Below are 26695 nucleotides of genomic sequence, written 5' to 3'. Positions count from 1 at the left end.
ATTCGATTTATCCCGGGGTCGTTGCGGCGGATACTGCTCTCGCTCCTTACAAACCCAATCCAATGAGGCACTGACTCATGACGTCATCGACACGACCATCAGAGCCGGCAAACGACGAACGCCAAGTAGCGCTGATCACCGGCGGTTCGCGCGGTATCGGCCGCGCTATCGCACAGATGCTTTCCGATCAGGGATTCGCCGTGGTGATCAACTACGCCGGCAACGAATCGGCGGCAAAGGAAACGGTGGAAGCGATCGAGGCCAGTGGGGGATGCGCGGAGGCGATTCAGGCCGATATCGCCGATGCCGAGGCGGTAGCGCGGTTATTCGCGTGCACATTCGAGCGCTTTGGCCGACTCGACGTCGTCGTCAACAGCGCCGGCATGATGCAGATGGCCGAGATGACGACCGACAACGTCGAGGTGCTCGACCGAACGCTCGCCACCAACCTGCGCGGCAGCTGGCTGGTCCTGGCCAAGGCGGCGGAAACGCTGACCGCGGGCGGACGCATCATCGCGCTCACCTCGTCGGTCATCGGCAAGTCGTTCCCGGGCTACGGGGCCTACATCGCCAGCAAGGCGGGGGTCGAGGGGCTGGTGCGGGTACTCGCCAACGAGCTGCGCGGCTGCGAGATCACGGTCAATGCGGTAGCGCCGGGTCCGGTGGCGACCGAGCTGTTCTTCAATGGCAAGAGCGAAGAGACGGTGCAGAAGATCGCGGCGATGTCGCCGCTCGAGCGTCTCGGCAAGCCCGAGGAGATCGCCGGCGCGGTCGCGTTCCTCGCCGGCCCGCAGGGCGCCTGGATCAACGGTCAGATCCTGCGTGCCAACGGCGGCATGGTCTAGGCGGACTCGGTGCGAGCGACCCTCTGCCGATCCAGCCGCTCGCGCATTCGGTAGGTATAGGCGACGGCGCCGACCGCCCCGACGAAGTAGATGCCGGTCGCATAGGCGATGTAGCTTTCGAAGGCGTTGACCACCGCCCAGAACACGAAGAACAGGCAGAGAAAGATGGCGACGTCGGTAGGCATCCTGCCGCGGCGCCAGCTTCCCCAGGCGGCCTTGGCAACGGTTGCGATGGTCGCGAGGTACACGAGGGCGCCGATCACGCCGTTGCCGACGAGCAGCGTGACGTAGCTGCTGTGGAAATGCCGCAGGTTGCTGCGTTCCACTACCGCGCCGAGCGTGGTGTTCTCCACCGGGTTGGTGCTCTGCAGCAGCAGCGGGATATGGCTCTTCGGTCCCCAGCCGAACCAGGGCTTCTGTTCGAGTAGCTGCAGCGCGTAGTGCCAGGCGTGGATACGAAAACCGATGCTGGTACTGGGCACCGCGCTCAGATCGCCGCGCAGCACCGCAGCGACGGTACCCTGCTCGGCAGTGATGCGATCGATGATCGGGTCGCCGTAAGTGATGCCCATCAGTAGCGCGACGCTGAGGGTTGCGGCGAGCGCCAGCAGCACGTGGCGGACGCGCAGAGTCCGAAAGGCGTAGCCGCGTCGCCAGACGATCGCCGCCCCGATCACCGCCACCAGTGAAACGACCGCGATGCCGAGCCAGGCCGAGCGCGTCATGCTCACCGTCCAGGCCATCAGCGACCATGCGGCGACCAGCGAAAACGCCACTCTGAGGGCCACTCTCTGGGCCGTTGGACGCTGTGCGCTATCGCGTATCAGACGCGGGGCGAAACAGGCGGTCGCGATCAGTGTCACGCCCGCGCAGACGCCGGCGTGCTGCCAATTCTGAAACCCGAGCGTCGGGCGCTCGCCCGCCGCGAGCAGCGTCGCCAGCATCGTCGGGGACTCGCCGTGAATCAACGAGCCCGCCATCGTCCCCACGATCAGCGTCGAGAGTGCCAGCAGTACCAGGCGGGTGGAGCCCGCCAGTACCCAGGCAATCGGCAGAATCAGAAAGACCTTGGTCAGCCCGCGCATGTCCTTGATCTGCTCGTCGGCGTAGTCGGGAAACAGCGCCATCGCCGGAGGCAGCGTGACGAGCTGAATCAGCAGCCATACCAGCAGCAACAGCCAGAGGGGGTCGATGAAACCGCGCCCGTGCAGGGGCCGCACCGATATCGCAATGAGGTAGACCAGCATCAGCAGCGGCTCGAAACTCCTCGAGAAGTCGAATCCGGCAAGCCAGGTGGCGAGATAGCAGATCAGGGACGCAAACCCGATGATATGGCATCGGCGCATCGCCGCGGGGGTCTGCCAGCTAGGGGGAGTGAGGAGTCCGGGCATGGGGCGTCAGGGGGCGTGAAGCGCTCGTCGTCGGTGGGCGGGGGACTTGGAATGTGGCACCATGTTACCCGCTCGTTAACTGGCCGGATACCGTATGCCTTGCACGCCGGATGTCGATGAAACGGCGGGTCGCGTACGCCAGCTGACGGTGGTCGTTCCGGTCTATCGGCAGTGGACGATGGTCGAGTCGCTTCTCGCGTGCCTGCAGGCGCAGACGCTGGCCCGACACCGGTTTCGGATCGTCCTGGTCGACAACGACCCCGAAGCGTCCGTCGCGTCGCGCACCGATGTCGAGGTCGTGACATGCACCACACCCGGCGCCTACGCCGCGCGTAATGCCGCCATCGACCTCTGGATCGACGAGACCGACTGGTTCGTCTTCACCGACGCGGATTGCCGTCCCGCGGCGGACTGGCTGGCGGTACTGGCCGAGACGATCGATGAGGTCGAAGCGAGCGAGCGAGACTGTCGCTTGATCAGCGGTGACGTCGTCATGACGGCGTCCGGTCCGCGGCCGAACTGGGCGGAGATCTTTGACCTGGTCAAAGGCATTCCGCAGCGTGATTACGCAAGCCAGGGCTTTGCGGCGACCGCCAATCTCGCCGTGTCGGCGGCAGTCTTCCGACGGGTAGGGCGCTTCGACGCGACGGCCTTTTCCGGCGGGGATCGCCAGTTCTGCCTGACCGCGAGCGCCCGGGGCTACTCTTTGCGATATCAGCCGCTCGCCCGGGTTCGACACCCCGCGCGTCGGACGTTCGAGGAGATCCTGCGCAAGGCGCGCCGAGTGAGAGGCGCGCAGCTACGCCGTAGCCGAGGACTCGAACGCTGGGCGCGAATTGCCTATGCCCTCGCGCCGCCCGTACTGCCCATCTCGCGGCTGTGGCGACGGCGCGACCAGCCGAGCCGCTATCGGCTCATCGCCGTGCTGGTGCAGTGCCGGCTGTGGGTCAGGGAAGGGCCGGAGATAGTCAGAATTCTCAAAGGCGGAACGGCGGAGAGACGCTGATTCGCCGGGACGTCAAGATTTGCCAAGGAAGGAGTCCGCCATGCTGGCGATCGAAAAAGCGCTATTTGTCAGTCTCTGCAGCGGCCTCTCTAGCGGCTACCGCTGGCGCGGCAAGCTCACCGAGCCGGTGGCCGATGAGAAGCTGCCGTCGACCGTACTGCTGGACGCCCGTCAGCTGGCCGAACTCGAAGCGCTCTATCGTCAGGAAGACGACGATGCCGTGGTTATCGTTCGTAGCCTGGAAGCGCGTGCCGACGCGGTGCTCGCCGAGCCCATCTTGAGCGTCACCGACAAGACGGGAGTGTCAGAAGAGGGCGAGGCCAACGACTATCGAAGCCTCGCTAAGTACTGGTGGCCCAATCCCGACTCGGATAATGGGCTGCCTTACGTACGCCGAGACGGCGAGGTCAATCCGGACTGCTACGACGAGCGCTACGATGCTCGGCGCTTGATCGATATGGCAGAATCGCTCCAGGTGCTATCGCTCGCGACTTGGTTCACCCGCAAGGATGCCTATCGAGAGCGCGCCGTCGCCCAGCTCGAGGCGTGGTTCGCCGACACCGAGACCCGTCAGTCGCCGCATTTTCGATATGCTCAGACGATTCCCGGTCACAGCGATCTACGATCGCCAGGGCTGATCGAAGCGCGCCATCTCATCTACGTCACCGAGGCCGTGCTCCTGCTCGAAAGTGCCAGTGCGCTGCCGGCAACGCTGTCGGCGACGCTCAGGGAGTGGTTCGGGGCGCTCTTGCGCTGGTTTCGCGAGCAGGACAAAGGCATCGGTGCCGGACGTGCACACAACAACATCGCCCTCTGGTACGACCTCCAGTGCTTGGCGTACGCCTGGTTCGTGGGTGACGAAGCGCTGGCGCGCTATATCGTCACCGATGTTGCCGTCGTTCGTCGTCACGATCAGATCGATCTCGACGGCTCGCTACCCGCTGAACTCGACCGCGCCAACCCGCTGGACTATGTCACCTTCACCGTGGCGGCGATGTCACAACTCTCACGCTATGGCGATGCGATGGGTGTACCGATCTGGCATCAGACCGACGGCGACGGTCGCAGCTTTCAACGCGCCCACGACTGGCTGCTGCAGCAAGCTCAAGCCCAAGAGAGTCGTGAGGCCGGGCAACGGCTTCTCGTGCAGAGCGGCGCCGAGATGTCGTCGACGCAAGATGCCGCTTCATCTCTCGCCTCGAGCCTGACCCAGGACGGCGGCGACGATCTCGTACTCCAGCTCGGGCTGTTGAACCGGCTCAACGAAGCCCGCCGACGAATGCTCGAGGCGCGGGACGTGGAAAGCCGACGCCAGACGACCCGAATTTCGGAGCTGGAGCGAGAGCTTGCCAGCCGTGACAAACAACTGAAGACGTTGAAGCAGGGAAAGGAAGCGCAGCGCGATATGGAAAACGACAAGCAGATGAATGCTCGCCTCGAGTGGCTCGAGAAAGAGCTGGTGCGGGCTCGAGAAGCGCGGATCAAGGAGCTTCATGACGTTATCGAACGCCAGCAGGTTCAGGCGCGTGACGTGGAGAAACAGCGCGAACTGCAGCAGAAGGTCAAAGAGCACAAAGAGAAGCTTTCCGCCCTCGAGTCTCGCTTCAACGACGCGCGGCGGCAGTTCGACACGCAGCTAGCGGAAACGAGCGATGCCAAACGGGCGCTAGCCGATGAGAATGCGCGTCTCGTCAGCGAACTCAAGCAGCAGCAGTCCGAGAACCAAAAGTTCAAAGACGAGAACCAGAAACTCAAAGAGAAGCAAAGCACTGAGAGCGAGAAATCCAAAGCGCGCGAGAAGCGCTTGAACGAGTTGCTCAAGAGTAATGAGCGCGAGATGGAAAAGCTGCTCAAGGCCTTCCGCGAACGCCCGAAAACCGTTACGACCGACGACGCCAAGTCTCGCGAAGAGATCAAGAAACTCAAGCAGGAGCTGCGTAGCCATCAGCGCAAGATTGGTCGCCTACAGGAGACCGCCGATCGCCAGCGCTCGCGAGCGGACTATTTCAAGGAGCGCAGCGACAAGATTCTCAGTAGCCGCTCCTGGCGCCTCACCGGCGCGCTTCGCAAGCTGACCGGGGGCGGTTCGGGAAAAAAGCGCTGACCCGAACGGGGGCGTCAGCGAATGACACTTTTGTTCGGGAACCCGATCCGCCGCCGGTTACGTCGACTCCCGCCGCCGCCGAATCGGCCAACGTTCCGCGCGCTTCACAACGGGATAGCGGGATGTCAATGCGTGTGGAGGCGTCGCAGGGAGCCGCCTCCGCGCCAACTTCAAAGCCGGCGTCGACCACCGGGTCGGCGCGCGTCGTCCTCTATCGGATTCTGGATGAAAGCACGCTCGATGGGGTCGAGACTCACAGCATTATCGAGACGCTGAACGCAGTGCTCACCAGTGATGCGACGTCATCGCAGGTTCCCAGACACTGGGTGGTCGGGCGATTCGGTAGCGACGCCCTGCATGATGCCTGTATCGATGCGCTCGATCAGGCTGGCGCTCGCTGGATCGAGGCTGGAGAGAGTGCCGAGCGCTGTACGGTGACCGAGTCGGGGCGCTTCGTGCCCGACCCGCGTCTGCTGCGGCTACTCGACGTGCATGCCGATAGCGGGCCGCAGTGGCTGATGCCCTGGCCGTGGCACTGTGCGCTTCCCGCTTCAGCGGAGCGCGACCTACTGCAGGATCTTGAAAATCCCGTAGGCCGCGATGTTCGTTTTGCCTTTCTGCGTCGTCACGACGGGGGGGCGGAAGGAACGCAGGAGCCCGATTTCGCCTACGCCGGCATGCTACTGCCCGTGCTGGCGCGCGAGGGAATCGCCGAGTGCTCGCTGGTCGATGTCGACGCCTCGATGAGTCGGCGCGCCGGCTGGGCGCTAGCGGGTGCGAGCCTCGACAAGCTGCGCGCGGGCGGCGCGGAATCGTTCCCTGCGCCGGCGTTTCATATCGGCATTTGTCTGCGAGCGAAAGCGTGTACGCATGACTGGCCACTGACCTGCCGCAACCTCGAACGAACCCTGGAAAACCTATCGCGTCAGCGCGGCAAAACGTTTCGCGTCTGGATCGCCGTCCACGAGCGGCCCGAGATTCGAACCTTCGGCCTCGACATCGAGTATGTGGTCGTCGATTTTCCGCCGCCGATTCGTGAGGACGGGACGTTCGGTAACGATAAGCGGCGCAAGCGCAATGCGATCGGTGACGCGTTGCGAGCCTTCGCGACTTCCGGGTTCTACTACCTGCAGCTCGATGCCGACGATCTGATCGACGTATCACTGGTTCAGGCCACGCTCGTGGACGACAACCGCCGCGGCTATCTCATCCAGAGCGGCTACATCTACGACATGCAGCAGCGAAGGGCGGCACGCTGTGACGATGCGACGGTGCCATTCTGGCGCCAGTGTGGCTCGAGCGCGGTGCTCTACTTCGAACCCGACGATCTCAGACGCGGAGAAGACGACGAGAGCTACTTCGAGCGTCAGCGCTTCCACGAGCAGTTCGCGTCGCTTGCCGAACAGAGAGGGCGTGAGCTTGCTCCTTGGGTCGACGATATGGCGCTCTATCTCGTCAATCACGGTGAGAATCATTGGTCGGCCTATCGCTATGAAGCGGAAGGTCGAGCGGACAGTAAAAGTAAATTCGTTCATCGGCACCGGCTGGTCGCTAAAGCGGAGATCGAGATGCTCTCTCTTCGTTACCCCGAGCTGGGGAGGGGCGCGACCCGCGCCGATGAACCCGACAGGGAAGTCACGACATCATGAGTGAGAGTTCGAAGAAACACTCGGCGCTCGACGCCGTCTGGATAGCGCTAGAGGCGGAAAACACCCAGCGCATCGAACAGCTCGAAAGTCGCTTGGAGGGGGCAGGCCAGCCCGGCAGCAAGCCGGCGACGTCGCTGGCGCAGGAACTCAGCACGCAGGCGCGAAAGCTCGAGGGTCTCGACAGGGAGTTCGCCAAAACGGCGCGTCGGTTCGAGCGCCGCTTCGAGGCCATCTCGATGATGGATCGTGAGCCACCGCGGGTTGAGCAATTGAAGGCCCATTACGCGGCTAGCGATCTCGCACGCCAGCCGGACGACTTCGTGCTCTATCGAATCATCGGCAACGACCTCTACCCACGCCATCGTAAAGGGCAGTCACGGGATAACCTCCGCTTCATTCTGGAGAACGAGAATGAGCTCGAGGGCTGCAAGAAGCGCTGGGTGGTCAACCGCATCGCCGATCCCGCCGAGGAGAAAGCGATCCTCGAGCTACTCGCCGCCCATGATCAGCAGTGGATCCACATCCCGTTCTCCGCCGAGGAGTATCGCCAGATCCCGCTCGATTTCGATTGTCTGCCGTCGCCCGGTTACTTGGCCAGCGCTGAGTTCGCCAAGCTCGGGCCGGAGCAGCGCCAGCGACTGCTGACCGCACTCTACCGGTTCAAGAACAACTACGTTATGAACAACAACGGCGCGCGTAACAGTGCGCTCGAGGCGGGGGTCACCGAAGCCAAGTGGGTACTGCCATGGGATGGCAACTGCTTTCTTACGCCGCGAGCGTGGAAGCGCATTGTCGAGGACGTGCGCGAACGTCCGTGGCTCGCCTACTACGCCGTACCCATGACACGCGTGCTCGACAATCAGCGCCTCGTCGACGACCACTTCGAACCCGAGGCCGTCGAAGAGCCTCAGCTAATTTTTCGCCAGGATGCCGGCGAGCGATTCAACGAGGCGTTCTGTTACGGGCGTCGGCCCAAGGTCGAGCTGTTTTGGCGCCTGGGTATTCCCGGCAAGTGGGATCGCTGGAAGGACGACGCCTGGGAGCAGCCGCGTCGCGAGCCGGGGTCAGAAGCGGGGCAGTTCGGCGTTGCCGGCTGGGTCGCCAGGCTCTATTCCGGTATGGGGAGCCTCGAGAAGGACAATCAGGCGAGTTTCAAACAGCGTGGCCTGGCGCGACAGGAGGCCATCGTCTCCACACTGCAGTGGCTCGATCGCTGCGAGCGTCCGGAGACGAGCGACAGCGAGCGTTTCGGCGTCATCGATCGCGAAACGCTCGACGACGAAGCACGTCAGTATGTAGCCGGCGACAATGGACTGCTGCAGCGCCGCGTGGATCATCTGCTGCTCGAGGCCGAGGAAGCGCTACAGCGCGGTCCTTTCAGCGTGATCGACAAAACGACGCTGCCACCCAGCGGTGACCGCCAGGACTACTGGCATCCCGCGCCCTACTGGTGGCCCAATCCCGACACATCGGATGGACTTCCCTACATACGACGTGATGGCGAACGCGTGCCTGGCACCCGCATGTACGAACCCGATAGCGAGAAATACGACCGCACGCGGGTTCAGCGCCTGTTCGATGACGGCCTGACGCTGGCGCTGGCCTGGCGCTTCACCGGCGATGACCGCTACGCGGATCACGCGATTCGCAGTTTGCGGACTTTCTTCATAACCCCTGAAACGCGTATGAATCCTCATCTGCAGTTCGCGCAGGTGCGTCTGGGCCACAAGAAGAATCAGGGGATGAGTACCGGCATCATCGAGTTCAAGGATTTCTACTTCTATCTCGATGCGATTCGTCTGCTCATCACCTCGCCGGCGTTGACCCACGGCGACCTCGAAGCCTTTCGCGCCTGGCTGACCGACTATCTCGAGTGGCTGCTGACCTCGGCGCAGGGCATGAAGGAGTGTCAGGCGGGCAACAACCACGGAACCTATTACGACCTTCAAGTCGCCGCAGTTTCGGCATTCTTGCAGCGTCAGGACGTACTCTACGAGACGCTGCTGCGCGCGCAGTCGCGTATTGCATGCCAGATCGCGCCCGACGGCTCGCAGCCCGAGGAGCTGACGCGTACCACGACGGCACACTACTGCTGCTACAACCTGCAAGGGTGGATGCATCTCGTCGAGCTGGCTAGTAAGTGGGGAGTAGATCTGTGGAACGCGACGTTCCAAAAGGGCGGCTCTTTATCACAAGCCGTTCAATGGCTGATGTCGCTGACCCAAATTGACTGGCCTTTCACTCAGGTCGATGAGTTCGACAGAGATCGGTTCTATCCCATCTATTTTATGGCCAGAAGCCGCGGCTTCGAGAGATGTTCCAATTTGGAAGAAGAGAGGCTGGCGGTAAAGTCGCTGTTCTATCCGCACGATGGTGTGATGCCTTACTGGAATGTAACGCTCGCCGGACGGCTAAGCGGCCACGACCGCAACGACGACAACCGCAAAGGTCGATTGGATAATGATCCTCAAGGCGCCGTTCGACACTATGTCTTCATGCGATTCGGTGTCGGGGTCTTCGATGAAAACTGGCTGCAGCACCGACTGGGTTTGCTGGAGGCAGTGGCTCTCCCCTCGCTGAGAAAACAGAAAGACGTGTCGTTCAAGCTGATAGTGCAAGTCGACCGTCGACTGCCTAGCCGCTACCTAGAAGTGGTTCGGGCCGGGATATCGGCGTTACCCGATGCTGAAATTCGCTATCTCGATCTGCATATCGATAAGTCGAGAGATGCAAGAGACGCGGTTTCCAAGGACAAGGGCGAGGCAGGCGACATCATCATCGCGACCCGGCTAGACGATGACGACGCTCTGACGGAGAACTCGCTGGCACAGGTTCAGCGCGTCGCCAGAGAATTGATATCAGCGGGCGTCCAGCGAGGTGCGATCGCTATTCGGTCGGGTTATCGCTGGTTGCCGGTCAAGGAAAAAGCCATCCCGATAGAGCATCCCGCGCTGGGTATTGGTCTCTCTTTTGTTTTCAGACGCCATGACTGGATCGATCTATTCCAAAACCATATGACAGTCACCGAGCGGTTCCACGAAAAACGAGGCGAGCTGGTCTATCTAGAGCGCGAAGAAGCTCGATGGCTCTACACGATCCACCGTTTGGCGGACACCTCGGTCTACGGGCGAATCGAGGAACTCTCGCGTAACGCGACGGCTGTTCCGACGACTCCGGCTTTTCTGCAAGAATTCAATATTGACGAAGGGTCGTTGAAACGCTGGGCCGAGCTCGAGGATCGCTACGAGCTGATCTGGGGAGAGAAAATCACTGTCGGTCTGAAGCGAATCGAAAGACAGATATTGACCTTACGTCAGGAGTTGTCGCGTCAGGGAGTCGTCTCCAATGAGGCGCTGGAAGACCTCTACCAGCAGCGACAAGAGCTAACGAGTCGACTCACTCGTGACATCCGACTCGAGGAGGCCACGCCTAGAACGGAGATTGGAAAAGAGACGTTTTGATGACTGATCTAGCGCGATTGGGAAGATCCGAAGCGGCGTTCGAGATCGCTATCGTACCCAGCAGTGCGGCACATGGCTTATGCCTGCGCTACGGGTTCTTCTTGAGCGACTGCTCAAGTACTTACGGCGGGTAGGATGCATAAAAAACTGGCAAGGATGCTGAGCGAGCGGCTCAAAAAGCGCTACCGGATGGCGTGGCGGCTCTACGAGAAACGCAATCGGCCGACACCGGCCGACCGTGGCGCGCCGCCACGCCCGGCTCAGGTCGAGGCTCCTGTGACCGAGCGACTCGGCGAGGATGGCGTGCAGCACGATGGGGCGGGAGCGCCGCGTTTTGTGCTCTATCGCATCATCGGCAACGATCTTGAGCCACGCCATGCCCGCGGCCAGTCGCGGGCGAATCTGCGTTTCATTCTGGAGAACGAGCCGTCGCTGGACGGGTGCGAAAAGCGCTTCATCGTCAACCGTATCGTCAATTCGCAAGAGCATGCGGCGATCATCGAGCTGCTGGAGTCTTACGGGCAGACCTATATCGATATCCCGTTCGTGCTGTCGACCTATGCCGCAACGCCGTGGGATTTCGAAGGCTTGCCGTCGGCGGGGTTCACGCGCTCGGAGGATTTTCAGGCGCTGAGCGAGGCGGAACGCGGCCGCGTGATGATGCGCCTGTATCGCTTTCGCAATCTCTACGTCATGAACAACAACGGCGCGCGCAATGTCGCTCTCGACGAGGGGCGCGAGATCGCCGACTGGGTGCTGCCATGGGACGGTAACTGCTTCGTCACGGCCTCGGCTTGGGCCGACATCCGCCGCGACATCACCGCTCACGCCGATCGGCGCTATCACGTCGTGCCCATGGCGCGAATCACCGACAACCAGCAGCTACTCGACGACGGCTTTGCGCCCGCGGCGGCGGAAGAGCCGCAGATCGCGTTTCGTCACGATGCGGGCGAGCGTTTCGACGAGCGCCATCCGTACGGCCGCCGGCCCAAGGTCGAACTGCTCTGGCGTCTCGGTGTGCCGGGGCGGTGGGATCGCTGGAAGATCGAGCCCTGGGATCTCGAGTGCCCGCCGTATGCCGCCGAAGCTGGCCAGTTCGGGACTGCGGGCTGGATCGCACGACTCGAGTCAGGCCAGTCGCATCTCGAGGTCGGGGCAAGCCGGGGGCTGGTCGATCGTGGTGTGGCGCGCGTCGAGGCCGTCACGGGGCTGCTGGATCGTCTCGATGCGCAGTGGATCGCTTCGCACCAGACTGGGCGAGCGCCACTTTTCTATGCCGAGGAGGCGCTCGGTGCCAGGGCTCGGCTCGGCACCGACACGCTGCTTTTCGAGCAGGCAAACGCTGCTTTGGAGCGTGGGCCATACTCGGTAGTCGACAAAACGACGCTCGCCCCGAGCGGCGATCCGCACGATTACTGGCATCCGGCCCCCTACTACTGGCCGAGCCCGATTCTGCCCCGATGGCTGCCCTTCCTGCCGCGAGATGGGGTTCGGGTACCGGGTACGGTGCTTTACGCCGCCGAGAGCGATCAGTACGACCGAACTCGGCTCCAGCGGCTGTTCGACGATGTCACGACGTGCGCCCTGGCATGGGCGCGCGGCGGTGATCTGCACTATGCCGAGCACGCGGCCACGCTGGTGCGCGTCTGGTTCATTACTCCCGAGACGCGGATGAACCCGCATCTGAACTATGCCCAGGTTCGCCAGGGACATAACGGCAATCGTGGCAGCAAGTCAGGCATCATCGAGATGAAGGATCTCTATTTTCTGCTCGATGCCGTGCGCCTGCTCGAACGTGCCGAGATGTTCGACGCTGAGGAGAGGGCGGCACTGCGATCCTGGCTCGTAACTTATTTGGCGTGGCTCAGGGAGAGTCCTCAAGGGAAGGCGGAGCGGTGCTCGGTGAACAATCACGGCACCTACTACGATCTTCAGGTGGCGGCGATCGCGTCGTTTCTGGAGAATCATGCGCTCGTCTCCACGACGCTGCGCGATAGCCGCGAGCGAATCCTCGAGCAGTTCGATCCCAGCGGTGCGCAGCCGGAGGAACTCAAGCGCACGACCACCGCCCATTACTGCTGCTTCAATCTGCAGGGATGGGTCTATCTCGCGCTGCTGGCCGAACGTCACGGGCAGGATATTTGGCATTTTCGCGATGCCGAAGGTCGTGGACTCGAGCGGGCGTTCGAGTGGCTACTGGCGTTCGAGGGCGAAACTTGGCCCTGGCGTCAGATCGATGCTTTCGACGCTCAGCGTTTTCAGCCGCTACGTGCCGCTCATGATTACGCCTATCGAGGGGCCAAGGGCGGTCACTATCCCGGTGCCATTCGTCTATTTCATCCTCACGATGGTATTCGCCCGTGGTGGTTTCTGGGCCAAGAAGGGCAAAGTGCCGCCGGGTCGAAGCAGGACGAGACGAGTTTATGAACCTCTTTCGCGCCAGCGGGCGCCATCTGAGCTGGTTCGTCAGTGTTTGGCGCCAACTCCTACGCCATACGCCGTTCGCCGCGCCAATGACGGCGGGAATGCTGCTAGTCTCTCAGCTGGCACAGGTGGTCGCGTTTCTACTGCCGCTGAAAGTTATCCTGCTGCTGGGCGGCAACGGTATTCCACGCTATTTCCAGGGTTTCGTGACGATGGAAACCCGCTCGCTGTGGATTGTGCTGCTCTGCGCCGGCGCCGTGGCGCTCTTTGCGCTATCGCAGCTGATGGACTGGCTGGCGGATCGTCAGAGCCGCCGGGGCGCTCTGGTAGTGCTCGACAACGCGCGCAAGATCACGCTGATCAACGATCAGGACGCCGGCGTGCGCGAGCAGTATCGACGGCTCTGCGAAGTGATGGCGGAAGGTGCGACGGTCATCGTTGGGTTCGGCGTTGGGCTCTGGCTCTTTCCGACACTGTTCGGGTTTCTCGCACTGGTGGTGATCGGCATGAGTCTGACGACGTTGGGTGTGGCGTCGATCGGCAATACGGATCGTCGCCATCGCACCGAGCGCTGGCTCGCTGCCAATAGCAAAGGGTTGCTGCGGGTCCTCGGCTCCTCGGGTTTTCTGCTCGGCTTTCTGTTTCTGGTGTTCGAGTTCTACCGGCTCCCGCAGCTGAATCTGCTGATCGCCATCGTCAGCCTGATTCTAAGCCGGCGCATCTTTCAAGCACTGACCAATTTCGTCAACGGCCAGATTCGACTGGCCGAACATCGTCGGCGGGTCGATGCCTTCTTCTTTCATGAGAAACAGCTCGAGAGCGACGCGCCCAAGGGCGGGGTGCGTTTCTGGACCCTGTTCGCGCCGGCAACGAGACTCGCCCGGAGTCGCGAGTGGCTTGCGTCGCGAGGCGAGCGCAACCTGCCCGGCGCCTCACTCTGGTGGGATGGGGGGCAGGGTAACGTTGCCTGGTTCGCTTTGAGCGATACCGTGGACGGCCCCTGTCGCATCCTCGAGAAGGTGCATTTTCGCAAGGAGCACGCGCAGGCCGCTCATGAAGCATACTTGCTCGACCGTGTGGATTTGGCGGCACTCGATGCGCCGAAACTGCTCGATCAGGGACAGTATGAGGAGTTCGTCTGGCTGCAGCTTCGCTGTAACGGGGCGAACAAGGTGCCTCGCGAGCAGTGGGGAGAGACGTATCGCCGGGTACTGTTCGATCTCTGGAGCTACGTCCCACCGGAAGCGGTCGTCGACAGCTATCTTCGCTCCCAGCCGCCGCTCTGGGTCAGACTCGATGCAGCGCTGATCGAGCGGGTACGACTGGCCGCGGAATGCAAGACTGAAGCGACGCTCGTCGAGACGTTCCTGGCGCGGCTGTCGGACATGCAGGCACGCCTGCGCTTCATGCCGCTTCACGTCTACAATCCGGACCTCAACGACCGCAGCGTCGTGCTCGATGATCGCGGCGCTCCCTGCGTTCTCTGCTGGGGGCGCTGGTCACTCGAGCCCATAGGTGTCGGTGCGCCACCGCGCTATATCGCACAGGCCAAGGCGAGCGGTCTCATCGAGTCGCTGCGTCGCCGGCGCAAAATACCGGCGCGAGTGACGGATGCGGACTTTCTGCTGGCGGCCTGGCTTCATGACCTCGAGCGACTCATCTTGCGCCAGCAGTATCGGAGAGCGCTGATTCGAATGCGTGAGATCCTGCGCGATGCACTACCGGACGCGGCGCGCCACGACGAGATTGCACCGTCGGAGGCCCCATGAAGACCTTGCTGGTAGCGAGCTTCGGAGGGCATCTCGTGCAACTCGAGCGACTGGCGGACCACCTTTCGCTCGACGAACGACAGTGGGTGACGACCCGGCCTGACGCCATGGCACAGTCCCACGAGACGATTCCGGATTTCAATAAGACGACCCTGTGGCGGGCATTGCCGTGCGCGTTCGCGATCGTCGGACTGTTGCGGCGATTTCGCTGCGAGGCGGCTATCAGCACTGGTGCCGCGCCGGGTTTGCTCTGTCTGCTGCTCGCTCGGCTTGGGGGCGCGCGCACGATCTGGATCGACAGCGTCGCCAACGTCGAGCGGCTGTCGCTGTCCGGACGCGTCGCCTCGCGCCTATGCCACCTGACGCTCACGCAGTGGCCGGAGCTGGCGGACGGGCGCCGCGTGACCTATCTAGGGAGCGTGCTTTGATCTTCCTGACGGCTGGCGGACAGCTGCCCTTCGACCGGCTGGCGGCACTGGCGATGGCGTGTGCCAACGCGCTGCCGGAAGAGTCGGTAATCTATCAGGCCGGGCCGGGGGGAGAAGCCTGGTTCGCGCAGCGTGCTGCCCCCAGCAATTTGACGGTAGAGGCGTTCATGACGGCGTCGAGCCATCGCGCGCTGCTGGACGAGGCGCGATGGACCATCACCCATGCCGGTATGGGCAGCATCCTCCATCTGCTTGAGCGCGCCCGGCCGATGCTGATCTTCCCTCGACTGCAGCGCCACGGCGAGCATCGCAGCGACCATCAGCTGGCTACCGCACAGGCGCTGCACAAGCGCTACGGTCTAGCGTTCTATACCGACGCCGAGGCGTTGGTCTCGCGACTTGGCGACGCGCCGCCAAGGGGCGATAACAGCGACACCCGGGAACTCATGGAGCGACGACGGCAATCGTTCGGTCGACGACTGCAGGGTGTACTGAACGACTGGGAACGTTGAAGCGAACGGCACTTGGCGTTTGACCGGCTTTACGGTTCCAAAGCCAGTGCCGAAGAGTGGGCCGTTTACAAGGAAAGGTGGGCAGAGTGGCACGAGACAGGGAGTATCCGCCGCGGTGAGCCAGAGAAACTTTTTACTGCTTTGCATTTCGTTAATGGACATCGCCGCACTGGTGGTGTCCGGCGTTCTGATCTACAGCTTTCGCTTCGACACCTTCAGTCTGCACGAGCGCTATCAGTGGGCGATTCAGGTCATCGCCATCATCCTGATCCTGGTCGGCGTGCTCATCGACGCCTATGGCAACTGGCGGGTGAAACGGCTGGGACGGATTCTGGCCGATCAGGTGATCATCTGGACGATGACTGCCGTCGCCTCGGCCTCGATCATCTACTTCATTCACGCGGCCGAGCGCTACTCTCGTCTCTGGCTGGCACTTACCTTCGTACTATCGTTCGTCATCAGCGCACTGGGACGAGTCGCGCTGCGTACGGCGATGGGGCGGTTTCGGATCAAGGGACGCAATCGCTGTCGCGTCTTCATGATCGGCCCGGGCAAGACACTACTGAACGTGACCCGACACATGCGCCGCGAGCAGAGCGCGGGCTTTTCGGTGAGTGGCGTGCAGCGGCTGGCGAGAACGCCGAGCCCGCAGGAGCTCGAGTCGATCGCTCGTCGTGTCGCCGCCTCCGGCTCGCAGGAGGTCTGGATCTGCATGCCGCTGAACATGGGCAACGCGATCAAGGCGATCATGCACGCGCTGCGACACCAGACAGTGGAGATCCGCTTCTTTCCCGAATTTTCGGATCTGCCCATCCTCAACCACAAGGTGAGCGAAGTCGTCGGGCTCTATGCCATCGACCTCAGTGTCAGCCCCATGACGGGACAGGCGCGTTTCACCAAGCGACTCGAGGATCTCGTGATTGGCACGTTGATCGCGATCTGTATCTCGCCGTTCTGCCTGATGATCGCGATCGCGATCAAGTGCTCGTCCCGTGGGCCGATCCTGTTCAAGCAGTATCGCACCGGCATCAACGGCAAGCGTTTCAAGGTCTACAAGTTTCGCTCGATGAAGCTCGGGGCCAGCGAAGGCAGCCTCATGCAGGCGCGGCGACACGATCCCCGCTTCACGCGAATCGGAGCGTTCTTGCGTCGCACGTCGCTCGACGAGCTGCCGCAGTTCTACAACGTGCTGCAGGGGCGCATGTCGATCGTGGGGCCTCGCCCCCACGCGCTCTCCCACAACGAGTACTACAAAGAGCTCGTCGAGTCCTATATGCAGCGTCACAAGGTCAAGCCGGGGATCACCGGCTGGGCGCAGGTCAGCGGCTATCGCGGCGAGACCGACACCATCGAGAAGATGCAGAAGCGCGTGCAGTACGATCTCTGGTATCTCGAGAACTGGTCACTGAAGCTCGATCTCAAGATCATCTTCTTGACCGCGGTCAAAGGCTTCTTCGGCAAGAACGTTTACTAAGGCCGCCAGGCGAACGATGCCAAACGAATGCGGCCCGAGCGCCCGAGCCGTGACCGGCTGCGAGGCGAATGAAGAATCAAGATGGGATGGAAGATGAGTAACGAAAAGGATGACAACGTCGCGGCGCTCGAAGCGCTGATTGCTCGCAGTCGCCAGACGCGCGAGTCGATCATCGAGGACAAATCAGCCAAGCACGATACGTCTACTACGCCGGCGAGCAGTGCCGCCTCGAAGAGCTCGGCCGCCGTGAAGAATTCGGATCGAGAAGGGCTTTATCAGCGCCTGTTGAGGCAACAGAAGTTGATCGAACAGCTGAAGCGAGAGCTCGACCGCACGCCGAGAGCTACCGAGCCCGGCAAGGCGTCGCCGACTGGTGATGCCGCTGCACCGGCCGGAACGTCAAGCAATGGCAAGACGTCGAAGGGGGGGGAGCCGAATGCCACGAAGCGTGAGGTCGAAGGGCTTCAGCGACGCCTGGCACGGAGTCAGAAAGAGGTCGAGGAGCTGCGCCGCAAACAGCGCACCATTCTGGCCAGTCGCTCCTGGCGACTGACGGCGCCGCTTCGGGGCGCCGCGGTCATGCTGGGTGGCAAGCGGCGCCTGCAGAACCAGCGCCAGGCGCTGCATCGTCTCGACGAGAACACCGAGCCGACCGGAGAGACGTCGGTGCGGGCGGAGCGCAGTCACGATCTCAAGGAGAAAAAGAAGCACGCCCGCAAGCGCGTCACCCACGCGCGCGTGCATCTGTATACGCTAGGCTTCGTCGAGCGCGGTGTCGCCGAACTCAAGCTGCTGACCGAAGACCGGGTCAACGCTTTCATGGCGCCATGGGCCGAATGGGAGCTCGCACTCTGGTACGCCTCGCACCCCGACGCCGAAAGCAAGCGCCAAGCGCTCGAACACATCCGCCGTTATCGCCAGCATGACTTTGAACTGTTCAACGAATCGGCGATCGCCATCGTCGAGGCGGAGTGTCTGGAGACGGTGGGAGAGCGCGACAAGGGAATCGCGTTGCTCGAGGGGCTTCGTTCCACTCGACTCAATGGCGACGTGCTGCTGGGGCTGGCCAACCTCTACGAGAACGACGGCAAGCTCACGACGATCAATCGGTGTCTCGAGGCATTCGGCATCGAGCGCATCCACTTCGCACCGGACAACGGTCGCGCGCTCTACGACCGCATTCTGGTCGAGGGCTGCGAGACGCTCCCCGACCCGCTCGGTGAGCTGCCGCGGGTGACCGTGATCGTGCCGGTCTACAATGCCGAATCGACGGTCGATCAGGCGATGGAGTCGCTACTCAATCAGACCTGGCCCAACCTCGAAGTCATCGTCGCCGACGACTGCAGTACCGATGCGACCGTCGCGCGAGTGAAAGAGTACGAGAGCCGATTCGAGCGGCTCGTGGTCATTCGCAACGACGAGAACTCGGGGCCCTACGTCGCACGCAACAACGCGCTCAATATCGCCACCGGCGATTTCGTCACTTGCCACGATGCCGACGACTGGTCGCATCCGCGCAAGATCGAGCATCAGGCGCGTCATCTCGTCGAGTCACCCGAGGTCTTCGCCAATACCTCGCAGCAGGCGAGAGCGTTCGAGGATCTGCGCTTTCACCGGCGGGGCAACAAGGGCTATTACATTCAGTTCAACCTCTCCTCGTTGATGTTCCGGCGCGCTCAGGCGCTCGAGGCCATCGGCTACTGGGATGCTGTGCGCTTCGCTGGGGACTCCGAATATCTGGCACGCATCAAGAAAGCGTTCGATCCGGAAGCGCTGGTGCATCTGGATACCGGGCCGCTGTCGTTTCAGCGTCAATCGGCGGACTCGCTCACCAGCGCCAAGGGCTCGGGCTACAACGGCTACAAGTATGGCGCCAGGGCCGCCTATGAAGAGTTTCATCGAGCGTGGTACGACCGCCCGGTGGATCTCTACGACGACCCCGACAAGGCGCAGCGCCACTTCTTCATTCCGGGGTCGATGCGACCGAAAAAGCCAGAGGCGCGTCACTTCGACGTCATTCTCGCCTCCGATTTCCGTCTTTCCGGCGGCACCACCTCGTCGAACGCCGAGGAGATCAAGGCCAATCATGCGCTCGGTCTCAAGACGGCGATCGTCCAGATCTCGTGTTACGGACTGCGCATCGACCGGCGTATGGAGCCCAAGATTCGCGAGCTCGTCGAAGCGGGGCAGGCAGAGCTCATCGTTTTCGGTGAAAGCGTGAGCTGCGAGGTGCTGGTGATTCGCCAGCCCTGGGTACTCCAGGACCGTCAGGCGTGGCTGCCGGAGATTCGCCCGCGGGCCGTGCGTGTCATCGTCAACCAGCCGCCCAATCGCGACTACGGCGACGAAAACGCCATGCTCTACAACATTCCCCGCTGTCGCGAGAATGCGCTGCACTACTTCGGCACCAGTGGCGTCTGGCATCCGATCGGGCCACTGGTACGCGAGACGTTACTGACTCATCACCGTGGCGATCTCGAGGGCATCGAACTCAGCGATCACGACTGGCCCAACATCATCGATGTCGATGAGTGGTGCCGTGAGACACGGCCGGCGCCGCACGCGAAGATTCGGCTTTGCCGACTATCGCGGGATCACGTGCTCAAGTGGCCGGCAACGCTCGACTCACTAACGCAGGTTTACCCCACCGATGAAGCCTTCGAAGTCCACGTTCTCGGCGGTGCCGAGACGGTTGCGCAGATGATGGGCGGTCAGCTTCCCGAGAACTGGCAAGTGCTGGCGTTCGGCGCAGAGCACCCACGGGACTTCCTCGCCCGCCATGATGTCTTCGTCTACTACACGCATCCCGACTGGGTGGAAGCGTTCGGGCGGGTGATCTTCGAGGCGATGGCCGTCGGGGTGCCGGTCTTTCTGCCTTGGCAGTTCGAGCCGCTGTTCGGCGAGGCCGCGATCTACGCCGAGCCGCAGGAGCTCCAGGGGCGCGTGAAGGCGCTGATGGCCGACCCCGAGGCCTACTCGCGTCAGGTGGATACCGCACACGCCTACGTGCGAGAGCACTTTGGCTACAAGGCTCATGCCAAGCGGATCGAGGCGGTTCGATCTGCACTGCCGCCGGTATCGACCGATGCCGACACTCATCAGTCACCGGTGCGCTAGCGCGCCCCGGCACCGTTGCCGTTCGCCCGTTATCGAGGCGAGTGAAAAGGAGTCACCATGTATCCCGAGGGACTGTTCGTACTGACGTCCGCTAGCCAGTCGCAGACGCCGAACCGTCTGCTGGGTAGCGTCTTCTATCGCGAGAGCGTGATTCTCGGCAACGACGGGCTCGCCGAATATCTGCACCACCATCCCGAGGCCGACGTACGCGAGTTTTCCGAGGGGCGATTCATCCTGGTGAGAAACGTGCGCGGCAAAGTGACCGTCAAAACGGATGATCTCGCCCAGGACACCGTCTACTACTTTTCCGATACGTCGCGGAGCGCGCCTTACTGGGTGATCTCCAATTCAATGCTCGCGCTGGCGCGCCAGTTGCGATACGACGGATTCTCCCCGAGCTTTCACGAGGCCGCTACACTTGGTTTCTTCGCGGGGAATCAATCGCTCTGGGGCGGCCAGCCGCTGTCGTCGAACATGCTGATCGACGGCGTGCGCTTCATTCCCGCCGGTCGGTATCTGGAAATCGAACCGGGCGGCTTGCCTCGAGTGGTGCGCTCGCCGTCGCGCGGCGCGTCAGGCGAGGGCTACGCCGAAGGGCTCGTCAACTACGTGCGCGACATCCAGGGACGGGTCAAGGCGCTGACGGAGCAAGGCTATCGATTCAATCTGGGTCTATCCGGCGGTATCGATAGTCGTATGAACTTCGCGCTAATGCGGCCGTTCTTACAACCTGAGCGAGTCCGCGTGCACAGCAACCAGAATCGCTCGGAGGATTACGAAGTCGTTCGTCAGATACAGCAACACTTCGACTTTCCCATCGATGGGTTCGCCTCGCGTCAGGGACGTAACTCTGGGCAGGACAATGTGATGACCTGGATGTCCGGCGTACTGGGAGCCTACCTGCCGCTGCGCATGCCAATGCGCGATCGCAATATCTCGCACACCTTCAATGTCCATGGCGGTAACTTCCGCGCCGGTATCTATCATATCCAGCCGCTGGAGAAGCGGGCGAAGAATTTGGCGCGACACTTCCCGTCGAAAGACAAGGCGGCGTTGGTAGAGCGAGAATTCTACGGCTTCTTCGACAGTATCGATGTCGACGTGCAAGATCCGATCGCCCTGGATCATCACTACATCAACACGCGCGCCCGGTTTCACTACGGCCTTAACTGGTATCGTCAGCTCGATCAGCCGCTGTTCACTCCGCATCTCTCGAGGCGGCTCTTTGACCTCTATCATCGATTGACGCCGCAGGAGCAGGAGGGCGAGAAGCTGATTTTCGACGTACTGTCGCTGACCGACCCGTCGCTGATCAATTTTCCTTTCGATTCGCCGCAGAAAGGATTTTCACAGGCAGTGCGAGAACAGCGTTCGCCGCTGTCACCCCGTGATCTAGCGGCCGTCGATCTGCCCGACTTTCGCGTCTACGGAACGCTAGCGCGGGCCGAGCCTGGCGAGGATCATCCCGATGCCGAAACGGAATTTCTGGCGATGGTGGACGAGAAAGTCGTGCAGCATGCGACACGACTCAAAGACAGCGGTCCGATGCTCGACGCCGCGATCGAAGAAGTCGAAAAACACGCACGCCTTAGCGGCACACGAGCATCTCACCGCTATGCTGCGCTGATCGTCACGCTGGGAGAGTTTGCCAACATTCTGGGTAAGTCACCGCGACTGTAACGACCTAAGCATGATGGGCAAGCGACCGCGTTGGCAGTTAGGGCTAGCGCGAGTATGTAAGGCCCAGTAGCGTCTTGAGGCGGCGACGAACCCCACCTCGGGGGGCGGGAGGGAAGACTTCGTTGAGATCGAGTTGGGGGAACGTTTCGCGCAGCGCGTTCAATCGCGCCTTGTCACGAATGGGGGCTCTGGCCACGTAGTTGCTCTTGCCGTCTTTCTGTTGGCGATAGACCGTCCAGTCGTTCTCCCCGTGGTCGATGACATAAACCGCCATCGGTTCATCGAAAGGCATCAATGCACGTCCAGCGTCGCGGGCGACATCGGCATAATCCTTGTGATTGAGAAAGCGACTGTAATAGCGACTGCTGTCGCCCTTGTACTGTGGCAGGTCATCGGGTGTGAAGTGGATCACGGCACAGGAGCCACAGTAGCGCCAGAAGGGGTGCGTTTGCGGGTCGCAGGCACGACATTGTCCGGTCGCGGCGTTGTAGATGTACCCCTTCTCGAGCAGATAACCGCGCCGGTTGTCATCGCCGAGCACCGTCTCCACTAGGCGTGGATGAACCAGATCGTCGGCGTCCAACGGCATGAAATAGGCGTCGTTTTCCATTTCGTTAGCAAGCTCGATACCCAGCCGATGCTTCTTCTTGTGCTTGTCGCTTCGCGTTCGGCCATTGTCATCGATAGGGACTGGAAAACCCGCCTTGATGAAGCGAATGTCGAGGCCACGCGTATCGACATTGGGGATGTCATGACATGAGACCAGGACACGAAAGCTCTGGCAGGTTTGACGTGAAAGGCTATCCAGTGTTTTTGCGAAATTATGACAGACGCAAGTCCAGTCCAGCGCGGTGGCCTTTGCCCGGAGCGGGATCCCGAAGAAAAAAGGGGGCGAATCCCACGATGAGGATGAGGGGGGTGGGTTGCTGCGGGTTTGTGACATTCGCTGCTCTGGAAAAACGATAAGAATGCTGAAAGCGTGCCGCCGAGTGGAGGAAGAGTATCGTTCTCTCGCCGATGGAAATCATCTCAGCGTAGGTAAAGAATTGTTGGTGAGGCTGAAGATAGTAACAATCATACCGACTGTCTCGGTCCCTTTTCTTAAGCCGGTATTAATCACGCGTGGTGAATCGACAACGACTTCATCCGCGGGCGAAGGCGCCATGTGATAGGTCCCGGCTCGACGGGCAGCGCGTCGAGGGGGATTCGATATCGTGACGGCTGATCTGCCGTCGGCGACGCGAGACAAACGGCGGTCGATGATTTTTCATTAACCCGCTACCTTTCAGGTCACACACCGACGACGGTCGGTATACGATCTCGCATTCGATTCAGGAGAGAGCATGAGCGATTACACGCCTCCCAAGGTCTGGGAACCCAAAGAGAGCGGCGGCAAGTTCGCCAAGACCAATCGCCCCGTGGCCGGCCCGACGCACGACAAGGCGCTGCCGGTCGGCAAGCATCCGTTCCAGGTCTATTCGCTCGCCACCCCTAACGGGGTCAAGGTCGGGGTGATGTTCGAGGAGCTGCTGGCGCTGGGCAAGGAGGCCGAGTACGACGCCTGGCTGATCAACATCGGCGACGGCGATCAGTTCGGCAGTGGCTTCGTGGAGATCAACCCGAACTCCAAGATTCCGGCGATGGTGGATCACACCGGCGGTGAGCCGCTGCGCGTGTTCGAGTCCGGCTCGATTCTCGTCCATCTCGCCGAGAAGTTCGGTGCCTTCCTGCCGAGCGATCCCGCCAAGCGCGTGGAGACGATGAACTGGCTGTTCTGGCAGATGGGCAGCGCGCCCTATCTCGGCGGCGGTTTCGGGCACTTCTACGCCTATGCGCCGGTCAGCATCGAGTACGCCATCGACCGCTTCACCATGGAGACCAAGCGTCAGCTCGACGTGCTGGATCGACGCCTGGCCGAGACCGAGTTCCTCGCCGGCGACGAGTACACCATCGCCGACATCGCGACCTGGTCCTGGTACGGCCAGCTGGTGCTGGGCCGTCTCTACGACGCCGCCGAGTTCCTGCAGGTCGAGAGCTACACCCACGTGATGCGCTGGGCCAAGCAGATCGATGCCCGCCCGGCGGTGCAGCGCGGGCGCATGGTCAATCGCACCTTCGGCGAGCCGCAGACGCAGCTTCACGAGCGCCACGACGCCAGCGACTTCGACACCAAGACGCAGGACAAGATCGGCTGAACCTTGCCGACAGAGTCGAGCCCGGCTTCGCGCCGGGCTTTTTCGTTTTCGGGGCCAAAACGGTGATAATGCGCCGATGGCGTGAACGACGCTGACTTCTCCAGTCGATCGACAGGGCACAGGTATGCAATCACTGCTTCGAGGCTATCTCGACTCCTCTCTCATTCTTCGCGTCACCATCGCGCTGGTTCTCGGCGTGGCAGTCGGGCTGATCGGCGGCGACAGCGTCGCGGCGTGGCTTGCGCCCTTCGGCGATCTGCTGCTGCGACTGCTGCAGTTTCTGATCGTGCCGATCGTGCTGTTCACGCTGATCGTGGGGATCAATCAGGCCGAGCTCGGCCGCATGGGGCGCATCGGCGGCAAGGTGTTCCTCTACTACGTCGCGACGTCGGCGATCGCCATCGTGGTGGGCCTGGTGGTGGCGAGCTGGCTCGAGCCGGGCAGCGGCCTGGCGCCGCCAGCGAATGCGACTTTCGATGTGCCGGACAACCCGGGGCTCGTCAGCGTGGTGCTGTCGATCGTGCCGGAAAACATCGTCGCCGCCTTCGCCCAGCCCAATCTGCTGGGCATCATCTTTACCGCCTTCGTCTTCGGCATCGCGCTGTTGAAGCTGCGCCAGAGCGATGCACAGTCGGCGATGGCCGAGAAGCTCTTCGGCGTGATCGAGGGGCTGAACGCGGTGACCATGAAGGTGATGGCGGGGGTACTGCAGTACGTGCCGATCGGGGTGTTCGCGATCGTCGCCGGCACGGTCGCCGAACAGGGGCTCGATACCATTCTCTCGCTCGGCAACATGGTGGTCGTGCTCTATCTCGCCCTGGCCGTGCACCTGGTCGTCTACTGCGTGCTGATGAAGCTCTTCGGCGTACGTCTCGGCGCTTTCTTTCGCGAAGCACGCACGCCGATGGCGACCGCCTTCGCCACCCAGAGCAGTACCGGCACGCTACCGCTCACCCTCAATGCCGCCCAGCGTCTGGGGCTTTCGCGGCCGCTCTACGCCTTCAGTCTGCCGCTCGGCGCCACCGTCAACATGGACGGCGCGGCAATCCGCATCGCCATCTCCGCCGTCTTCGCCGCCAACGTCGCCGGCATCCCGCTGGATCTGGCGAGCATGGTGCAGATCGTGTTGATCGGTACGCTCACCTCCATCGGCACGGCAGGCGTGCCCGGCGCCGGCATCGTGATGATCGCCACGGTCTTCGCTCAGGTGGGTCTGCCCATCGAGACGGTCGCCATGCTCACCGCCATCGATGCGCTGGTGGGGATGGGCTGCACCGCGCTCAACGTCACCGGCGACCTCACCGGCACGGCGATCATCGCGCAGAGCGAGCGAGAGCCGGACGCGGCGCCCGAGCCGCGCAAGGCCGACACCGGCCGAGCCTGAGGGCAGAGCGACCGAGGCGCGGAGATCTGAGCGTGGAGACGAGAGCGTGGAGATGGGAGGAGAGACGATGAAACGGGAGACGCAGACCGACTGTCTGATCATCGGCGGTGGCAGCATGGGACTGGCCGCGGCGGACTGGCTGGCGGAGCACGCCGATGTATCGGTCAACGTGCTCGACGCCTACAGCCCGCCCCACGACCAGGGTGCTCACCACGGCGAGACGCGCCTGATCCGGCTGGCCTACGGTGAGGGGGCAGGGTACGTGCCGCTGGCGGTACGGTCGCTCGAGCGCTGGCGCGCGCTGGAAGCGGCGACCGGCGAGCCGCTGTTTCTGCCCACCGGCATCACCAACATCGGCCCTGCCACGGCGCCGTTCGTGCGCCAGGTCTCGGCCAGCGCCGACGCCCACGGGCTGTCGCTGGAAGTGCTCGACGGCACGACGGCCTCGCAGCGCTGGCCCGGCTGGCGGCTCGACGACACGATGAGTGTGGCGTTCGAGCGCGAGGCGGGGGTGCTACGGGTCGAGCGGATTCTGGCGTGCTGGCGCGAGCGGGTGGCGCAGAGCGCTAACGTCACGCTCACTACTGATGCGCCGGTGGTCACGCTCGAGCCGCAACCCGGTGGCGGCTATGTGGCGCGCTGCGCCGACGGCCGCCGCTTCGGCGCCGAGCGGGTGCTGCTCGCCGCCGGCCAGCACGTGGCGCCGTTGATGGCCGGGCTGGGAATCGAGCTGCCGCTGACGCGGGTACGCAAGACGTTTGCCTGGTTCGAGGCGGATGCCCGCTACACCAGCGCCGATTTCGCTGGTTTCAGCCTCACCGACGACGAACTGGGCGTCTATTACGGCTTCCCCGATATCGACGGCGCCGGCTTCAAGATCGGCCGCCACGATGCCGGTCAGCCGCTGCAGCCAGGGGAGCCGATGGCCGCTTTCGGCGAGCATCCCGATGACATCCCGGAACTCCAAAGGGTGATCGACCGCTATCTGCCTGGCGTCGGCGCAATGAAGCATGGCGCGGTGTGCCAGTACATCCGCACGTCGGACGAGCACTTCCTGATCGACGAGCCGCGACCGGGTCTGATCGTCGCCGGCGGCTTTTCGGGTCACGGCTTCAAGTTCGCCAGCGCGATGGGTGAGTCGCTGGGTCAGTGGCTCGAATCGGGGCGGGCCTCGCCCGCGCTCGGCGCCTTCGGTCTCGCGCGCTTTGGCTAGCGGCACGATGTTCGTGCCGCCACTCCTGTCATGAGGTAACTGC

General features: G+C 62.4%; 17 protein-coding genes. 15 read left to right on the top strand and 2 right to left on the bottom strand.

The window, feature by feature from the left end; all coding sequences use genetic code 11:
* Window positions 1-77 precede the first annotated feature (77 nt).
* Window positions 78-845, top strand: coding sequence for an SDR family oxidoreductase (locus DOM33_RS06040; protein WP_110666734.1), 768 nt, complete (start codon window positions 78-80; stop codon window positions 843-845).
* On the opposite strand, the gene DOM33_RS06035 is transcribed toward DOM33_RS06040, so the two are convergent.
* Window positions 842-2236 carry an O-antigen ligase family protein gene (locus tag DOM33_RS06035; protein ID WP_110666732.1) on the bottom strand — a complete coding sequence of 465 codons (1395 nt, stop codon included), beginning with the start codon at window positions 2234-2236 and terminating at the stop codon, window positions 842-844. The two genes, DOM33_RS06040 and DOM33_RS06035, sit on opposite strands and share 4 nt — an antisense overlap.
* 94 nt (window positions 2237-2330) lie before the next feature.
* On the opposite strand from DOM33_RS06035, the gene DOM33_RS06030 reads away from it, so the two are divergent.
* The 11 genes from DOM33_RS06030 to DOM33_RS05980 all read left to right on the top strand — a co-directional run bounded on the left by DOM33_RS06030 (window position 2331) and on the right by DOM33_RS05980 (window position 21860).
* Entirely contained in the window at window positions 2331-3242 is a 912-nt protein-coding gene (locus DOM33_RS06030) for a glycosyltransferase family 2 protein (RefSeq protein WP_110666730.1), read from the top strand.
* Window positions 3243-3282: 40 nt separating this feature from the next.
* Window positions 3283-5346 (top strand): alginate lyase family protein, encoded by a 2064-nt coding sequence (locus DOM33_RS06025; RefSeq protein ID WP_110666728.1) that lies wholly within the window; start codon window positions 3283-3285, stop codon window positions 5344-5346.
* A 122-nt stretch (window positions 5347-5468) separates the two neighbouring features.
* On the top strand, window positions 5469-6995 hold the full coding sequence (locus DOM33_RS06020; RefSeq protein WP_162617912.1) for a hypothetical protein: 1527 nt from the start codon (window positions 5469-5471) through the stop codon (window positions 6993-6995).
* On the top strand, window positions 6992-10456 hold the full coding sequence (locus DOM33_RS06015; RefSeq protein ID WP_110666724.1) for an alginate lyase family protein: 3465 nt from the start codon (window positions 6992-6994) through the stop codon (window positions 10454-10456). Before DOM33_RS06020 ends, DOM33_RS06015 begins: the two co-directional genes overlap by 4 nt.
* Before the next feature lie 135 nt (window positions 10457-10591).
* On the top strand, window positions 10592-12883 hold the full coding sequence (locus tag DOM33_RS06010) for an alginate lyase family protein (RefSeq protein WP_204352615.1): 2292 nt from the start codon (window positions 10592-10594) through the stop codon (window positions 12881-12883).
* On the top strand, window positions 12880-14649 hold the full coding sequence (locus tag DOM33_RS06005) for a hypothetical protein (RefSeq protein ID WP_110666722.1): 1770 nt from the start codon (window positions 12880-12882) through the stop codon (window positions 14647-14649). The genes DOM33_RS06010 and DOM33_RS06005 overlap by 4 nt, the downstream gene beginning before the upstream one ends.
* Window positions 14646-15077: a glycosyltransferase family protein gene (locus DOM33_RS06000; protein WP_110666720.1), complete on the top strand. Its 432-nt coding sequence runs from the start codon at window positions 14646-14648 to the stop codon at window positions 15075-15077. Before DOM33_RS06005 ends, DOM33_RS06000 begins: the two co-directional genes overlap by 4 nt.
* A complete protein-coding gene (locus DOM33_RS05995) occupies window positions 15074-15589 on the top strand; it encodes a glycosyltransferase (protein WP_162617911.1) in 516 nt (171 codons plus the stop codon). The genes DOM33_RS06000 and DOM33_RS05995 overlap by 4 nt, the downstream gene beginning before the upstream one ends.
* Before the next feature lie 154 nt (window positions 15590-15743).
* On the top strand, window positions 15744-17063 hold the full coding sequence (locus DOM33_RS05990) for an undecaprenyl-phosphate glucose phosphotransferase (RefSeq protein WP_110666710.1): 1320 nt from the start codon (window positions 15744-15746) through the stop codon (window positions 17061-17063).
* Between the two features lie 93 nt (window positions 17064-17156).
* Window positions 17157-20180 (top strand): glycosyltransferase, encoded by a 3024-nt coding sequence (locus DOM33_RS05985; RefSeq protein ID WP_162617910.1) that lies wholly within the window; start codon window positions 17157-17159, stop codon window positions 20178-20180.
* 57 nt (window positions 20181-20237) lie between these two features.
* Window positions 20238-21860 carry a hypothetical protein gene (locus DOM33_RS05980; protein ID WP_110666706.1) on the top strand — a complete coding sequence of 541 codons (1623 nt, stop codon included), beginning with the start codon at window positions 20238-20240 and terminating at the stop codon, window positions 21858-21860.
* Window positions 21861-21903: 43 nt separating this feature from the next.
* Here DOM33_RS05980 and DOM33_RS16150 read toward each other — a convergent pair whose 3' ends face one another.
* Window positions 21904-22803, bottom strand: coding sequence for a hypothetical protein (locus tag DOM33_RS16150; protein WP_162617909.1), 900 nt, complete (start codon window positions 22801-22803; stop codon window positions 21904-21906).
* A gap of 400 nt (window positions 22804-23203) precedes the next feature.
* On the opposite strand from DOM33_RS16150, the gene yghU reads away from it, so the two are divergent.
* The 3 genes from yghU to solA all read left to right on the top strand — a co-directional run bounded on the left by yghU (window position 23204) and on the right by solA (window position 26652).
* Window positions 23204-24055, top strand: coding sequence for a glutathione-dependent disulfide-bond oxidoreductase (gene yghU, locus DOM33_RS05970; RefSeq protein ID WP_110666702.1), 852 nt, complete (start codon window positions 23204-23206; stop codon window positions 24053-24055).
* Between the two features lie 124 nt (window positions 24056-24179).
* Complete coding sequence (locus tag DOM33_RS05965; protein WP_110666700.1) at window positions 24180-25439, top strand: dicarboxylate/amino acid:cation symporter; 1260 nt, start codon at window positions 24180-24182, stop codon at window positions 25437-25439.
* 67 nt (window positions 25440-25506) lie between these two features.
* Entirely contained in the window at window positions 25507-26652 is a 1146-nt protein-coding gene (gene solA / locus DOM33_RS05960; protein ID WP_162617908.1) for an N-methyl-L-tryptophan oxidase, read from the top strand.
* The last annotated feature ends 43 nt before the right edge of the window (window positions 26653-26695 follow it).

Origin of the sequence: Salinicola halophilus (genome assembly GCF_003206155.1) — a bacterium.
GTDB lineage: Bacteria > Pseudomonadota > Gammaproteobacteria > Pseudomonadales > Halomonadaceae > Salinicola > Salinicola halophilus.
Note: the sequence above shows the minus strand (reverse complement) of the source record. Positions and strands in the feature narration are given on the sequence as shown.

Excerpts from the sequence above, each read along its gene's own strand:
- DOM33_RS05980 (WP_110666706.1), top strand. The coding sequence starts at position 20,238 with ATGTATCCCGAGGGACTGTTCGTACTGACGTCCGCTAGCCAGTCGCAG.
- DOM33_RS06000 (WP_110666720.1), top strand. The coding sequence starts at position 14,646 with ATGAAGACCTTGCTGGTAGCGAGCTTCGGAGGGCATCTCGTGCAACTC.
- DOM33_RS06035 (WP_110666732.1), bottom strand. The coding sequence starts at position 2,236 with ATGCCCGGACTCCTCACTCCCCCTAGCTGGCAGACCCCCGCGGCGATG.
- DOM33_RS06015 (WP_110666724.1), top strand. The coding sequence starts at position 6,992 with ATGAGTGAGAGTTCGAAGAAACACTCGGCGCTCGACGCCGTCTGGATA.
- solA (WP_162617908.1), top strand. The coding sequence starts at position 25,507 with ATGAAACGGGAGACGCAGACCGACTGTCTGATCATCGGCGGTGGCAGC.
- DOM33_RS06010 (WP_204352615.1), top strand. The coding sequence starts at position 10,592 with ATGCATAAAAAACTGGCAAGGATGCTGAGCGAGCGGCTCAAAAAGCGC.
- DOM33_RS05985 (WP_162617910.1), top strand. The coding sequence starts at position 17,157 with ATGAGTAACGAAAAGGATGACAACGTCGCGGCGCTCGAAGCGCTGATT.
- DOM33_RS05990 (WP_110666710.1), top strand. The coding sequence starts at position 15,744 with ATGGACATCGCCGCACTGGTGGTGTCCGGCGTTCTGATCTACAGCTTT.
- DOM33_RS06005 (WP_110666722.1), top strand. The coding sequence starts at position 12,880 with ATGAACCTCTTTCGCGCCAGCGGGCGCCATCTGAGCTGGTTCGTCAGT.
- DOM33_RS06025 (WP_110666728.1), top strand. The coding sequence starts at position 3,283 with ATGCTGGCGATCGAAAAAGCGCTATTTGTCAGTCTCTGCAGCGGCCTC.
- yghU (WP_110666702.1), top strand. The coding sequence starts at position 23,204 with ATGAGCGATTACACGCCTCCCAAGGTCTGGGAACCCAAAGAGAGCGGC.
- DOM33_RS06030 (WP_110666730.1), top strand. The coding sequence starts at position 2,331 with ATGCCTTGCACGCCGGATGTCGATGAAACGGCGGGTCGCGTACGCCAG.
- DOM33_RS16150 (WP_162617909.1), bottom strand. The coding sequence starts at position 22,803 with ATGTCACAAACCCGCAGCAACCCACCCCCCTCATCCTCATCGTGGGAT.
- DOM33_RS05965 (WP_110666700.1), top strand. The coding sequence starts at position 24,180 with ATGCAATCACTGCTTCGAGGCTATCTCGACTCCTCTCTCATTCTTCGC.
- DOM33_RS06040 (WP_110666734.1), top strand. The coding sequence starts at position 78 with ATGACGTCATCGACACGACCATCAGAGCCGGCAAACGACGAACGCCAA.
- DOM33_RS06020 (WP_162617912.1), top strand. The coding sequence starts at position 5,469 with ATGTCAATGCGTGTGGAGGCGTCGCAGGGAGCCGCCTCCGCGCCAACT.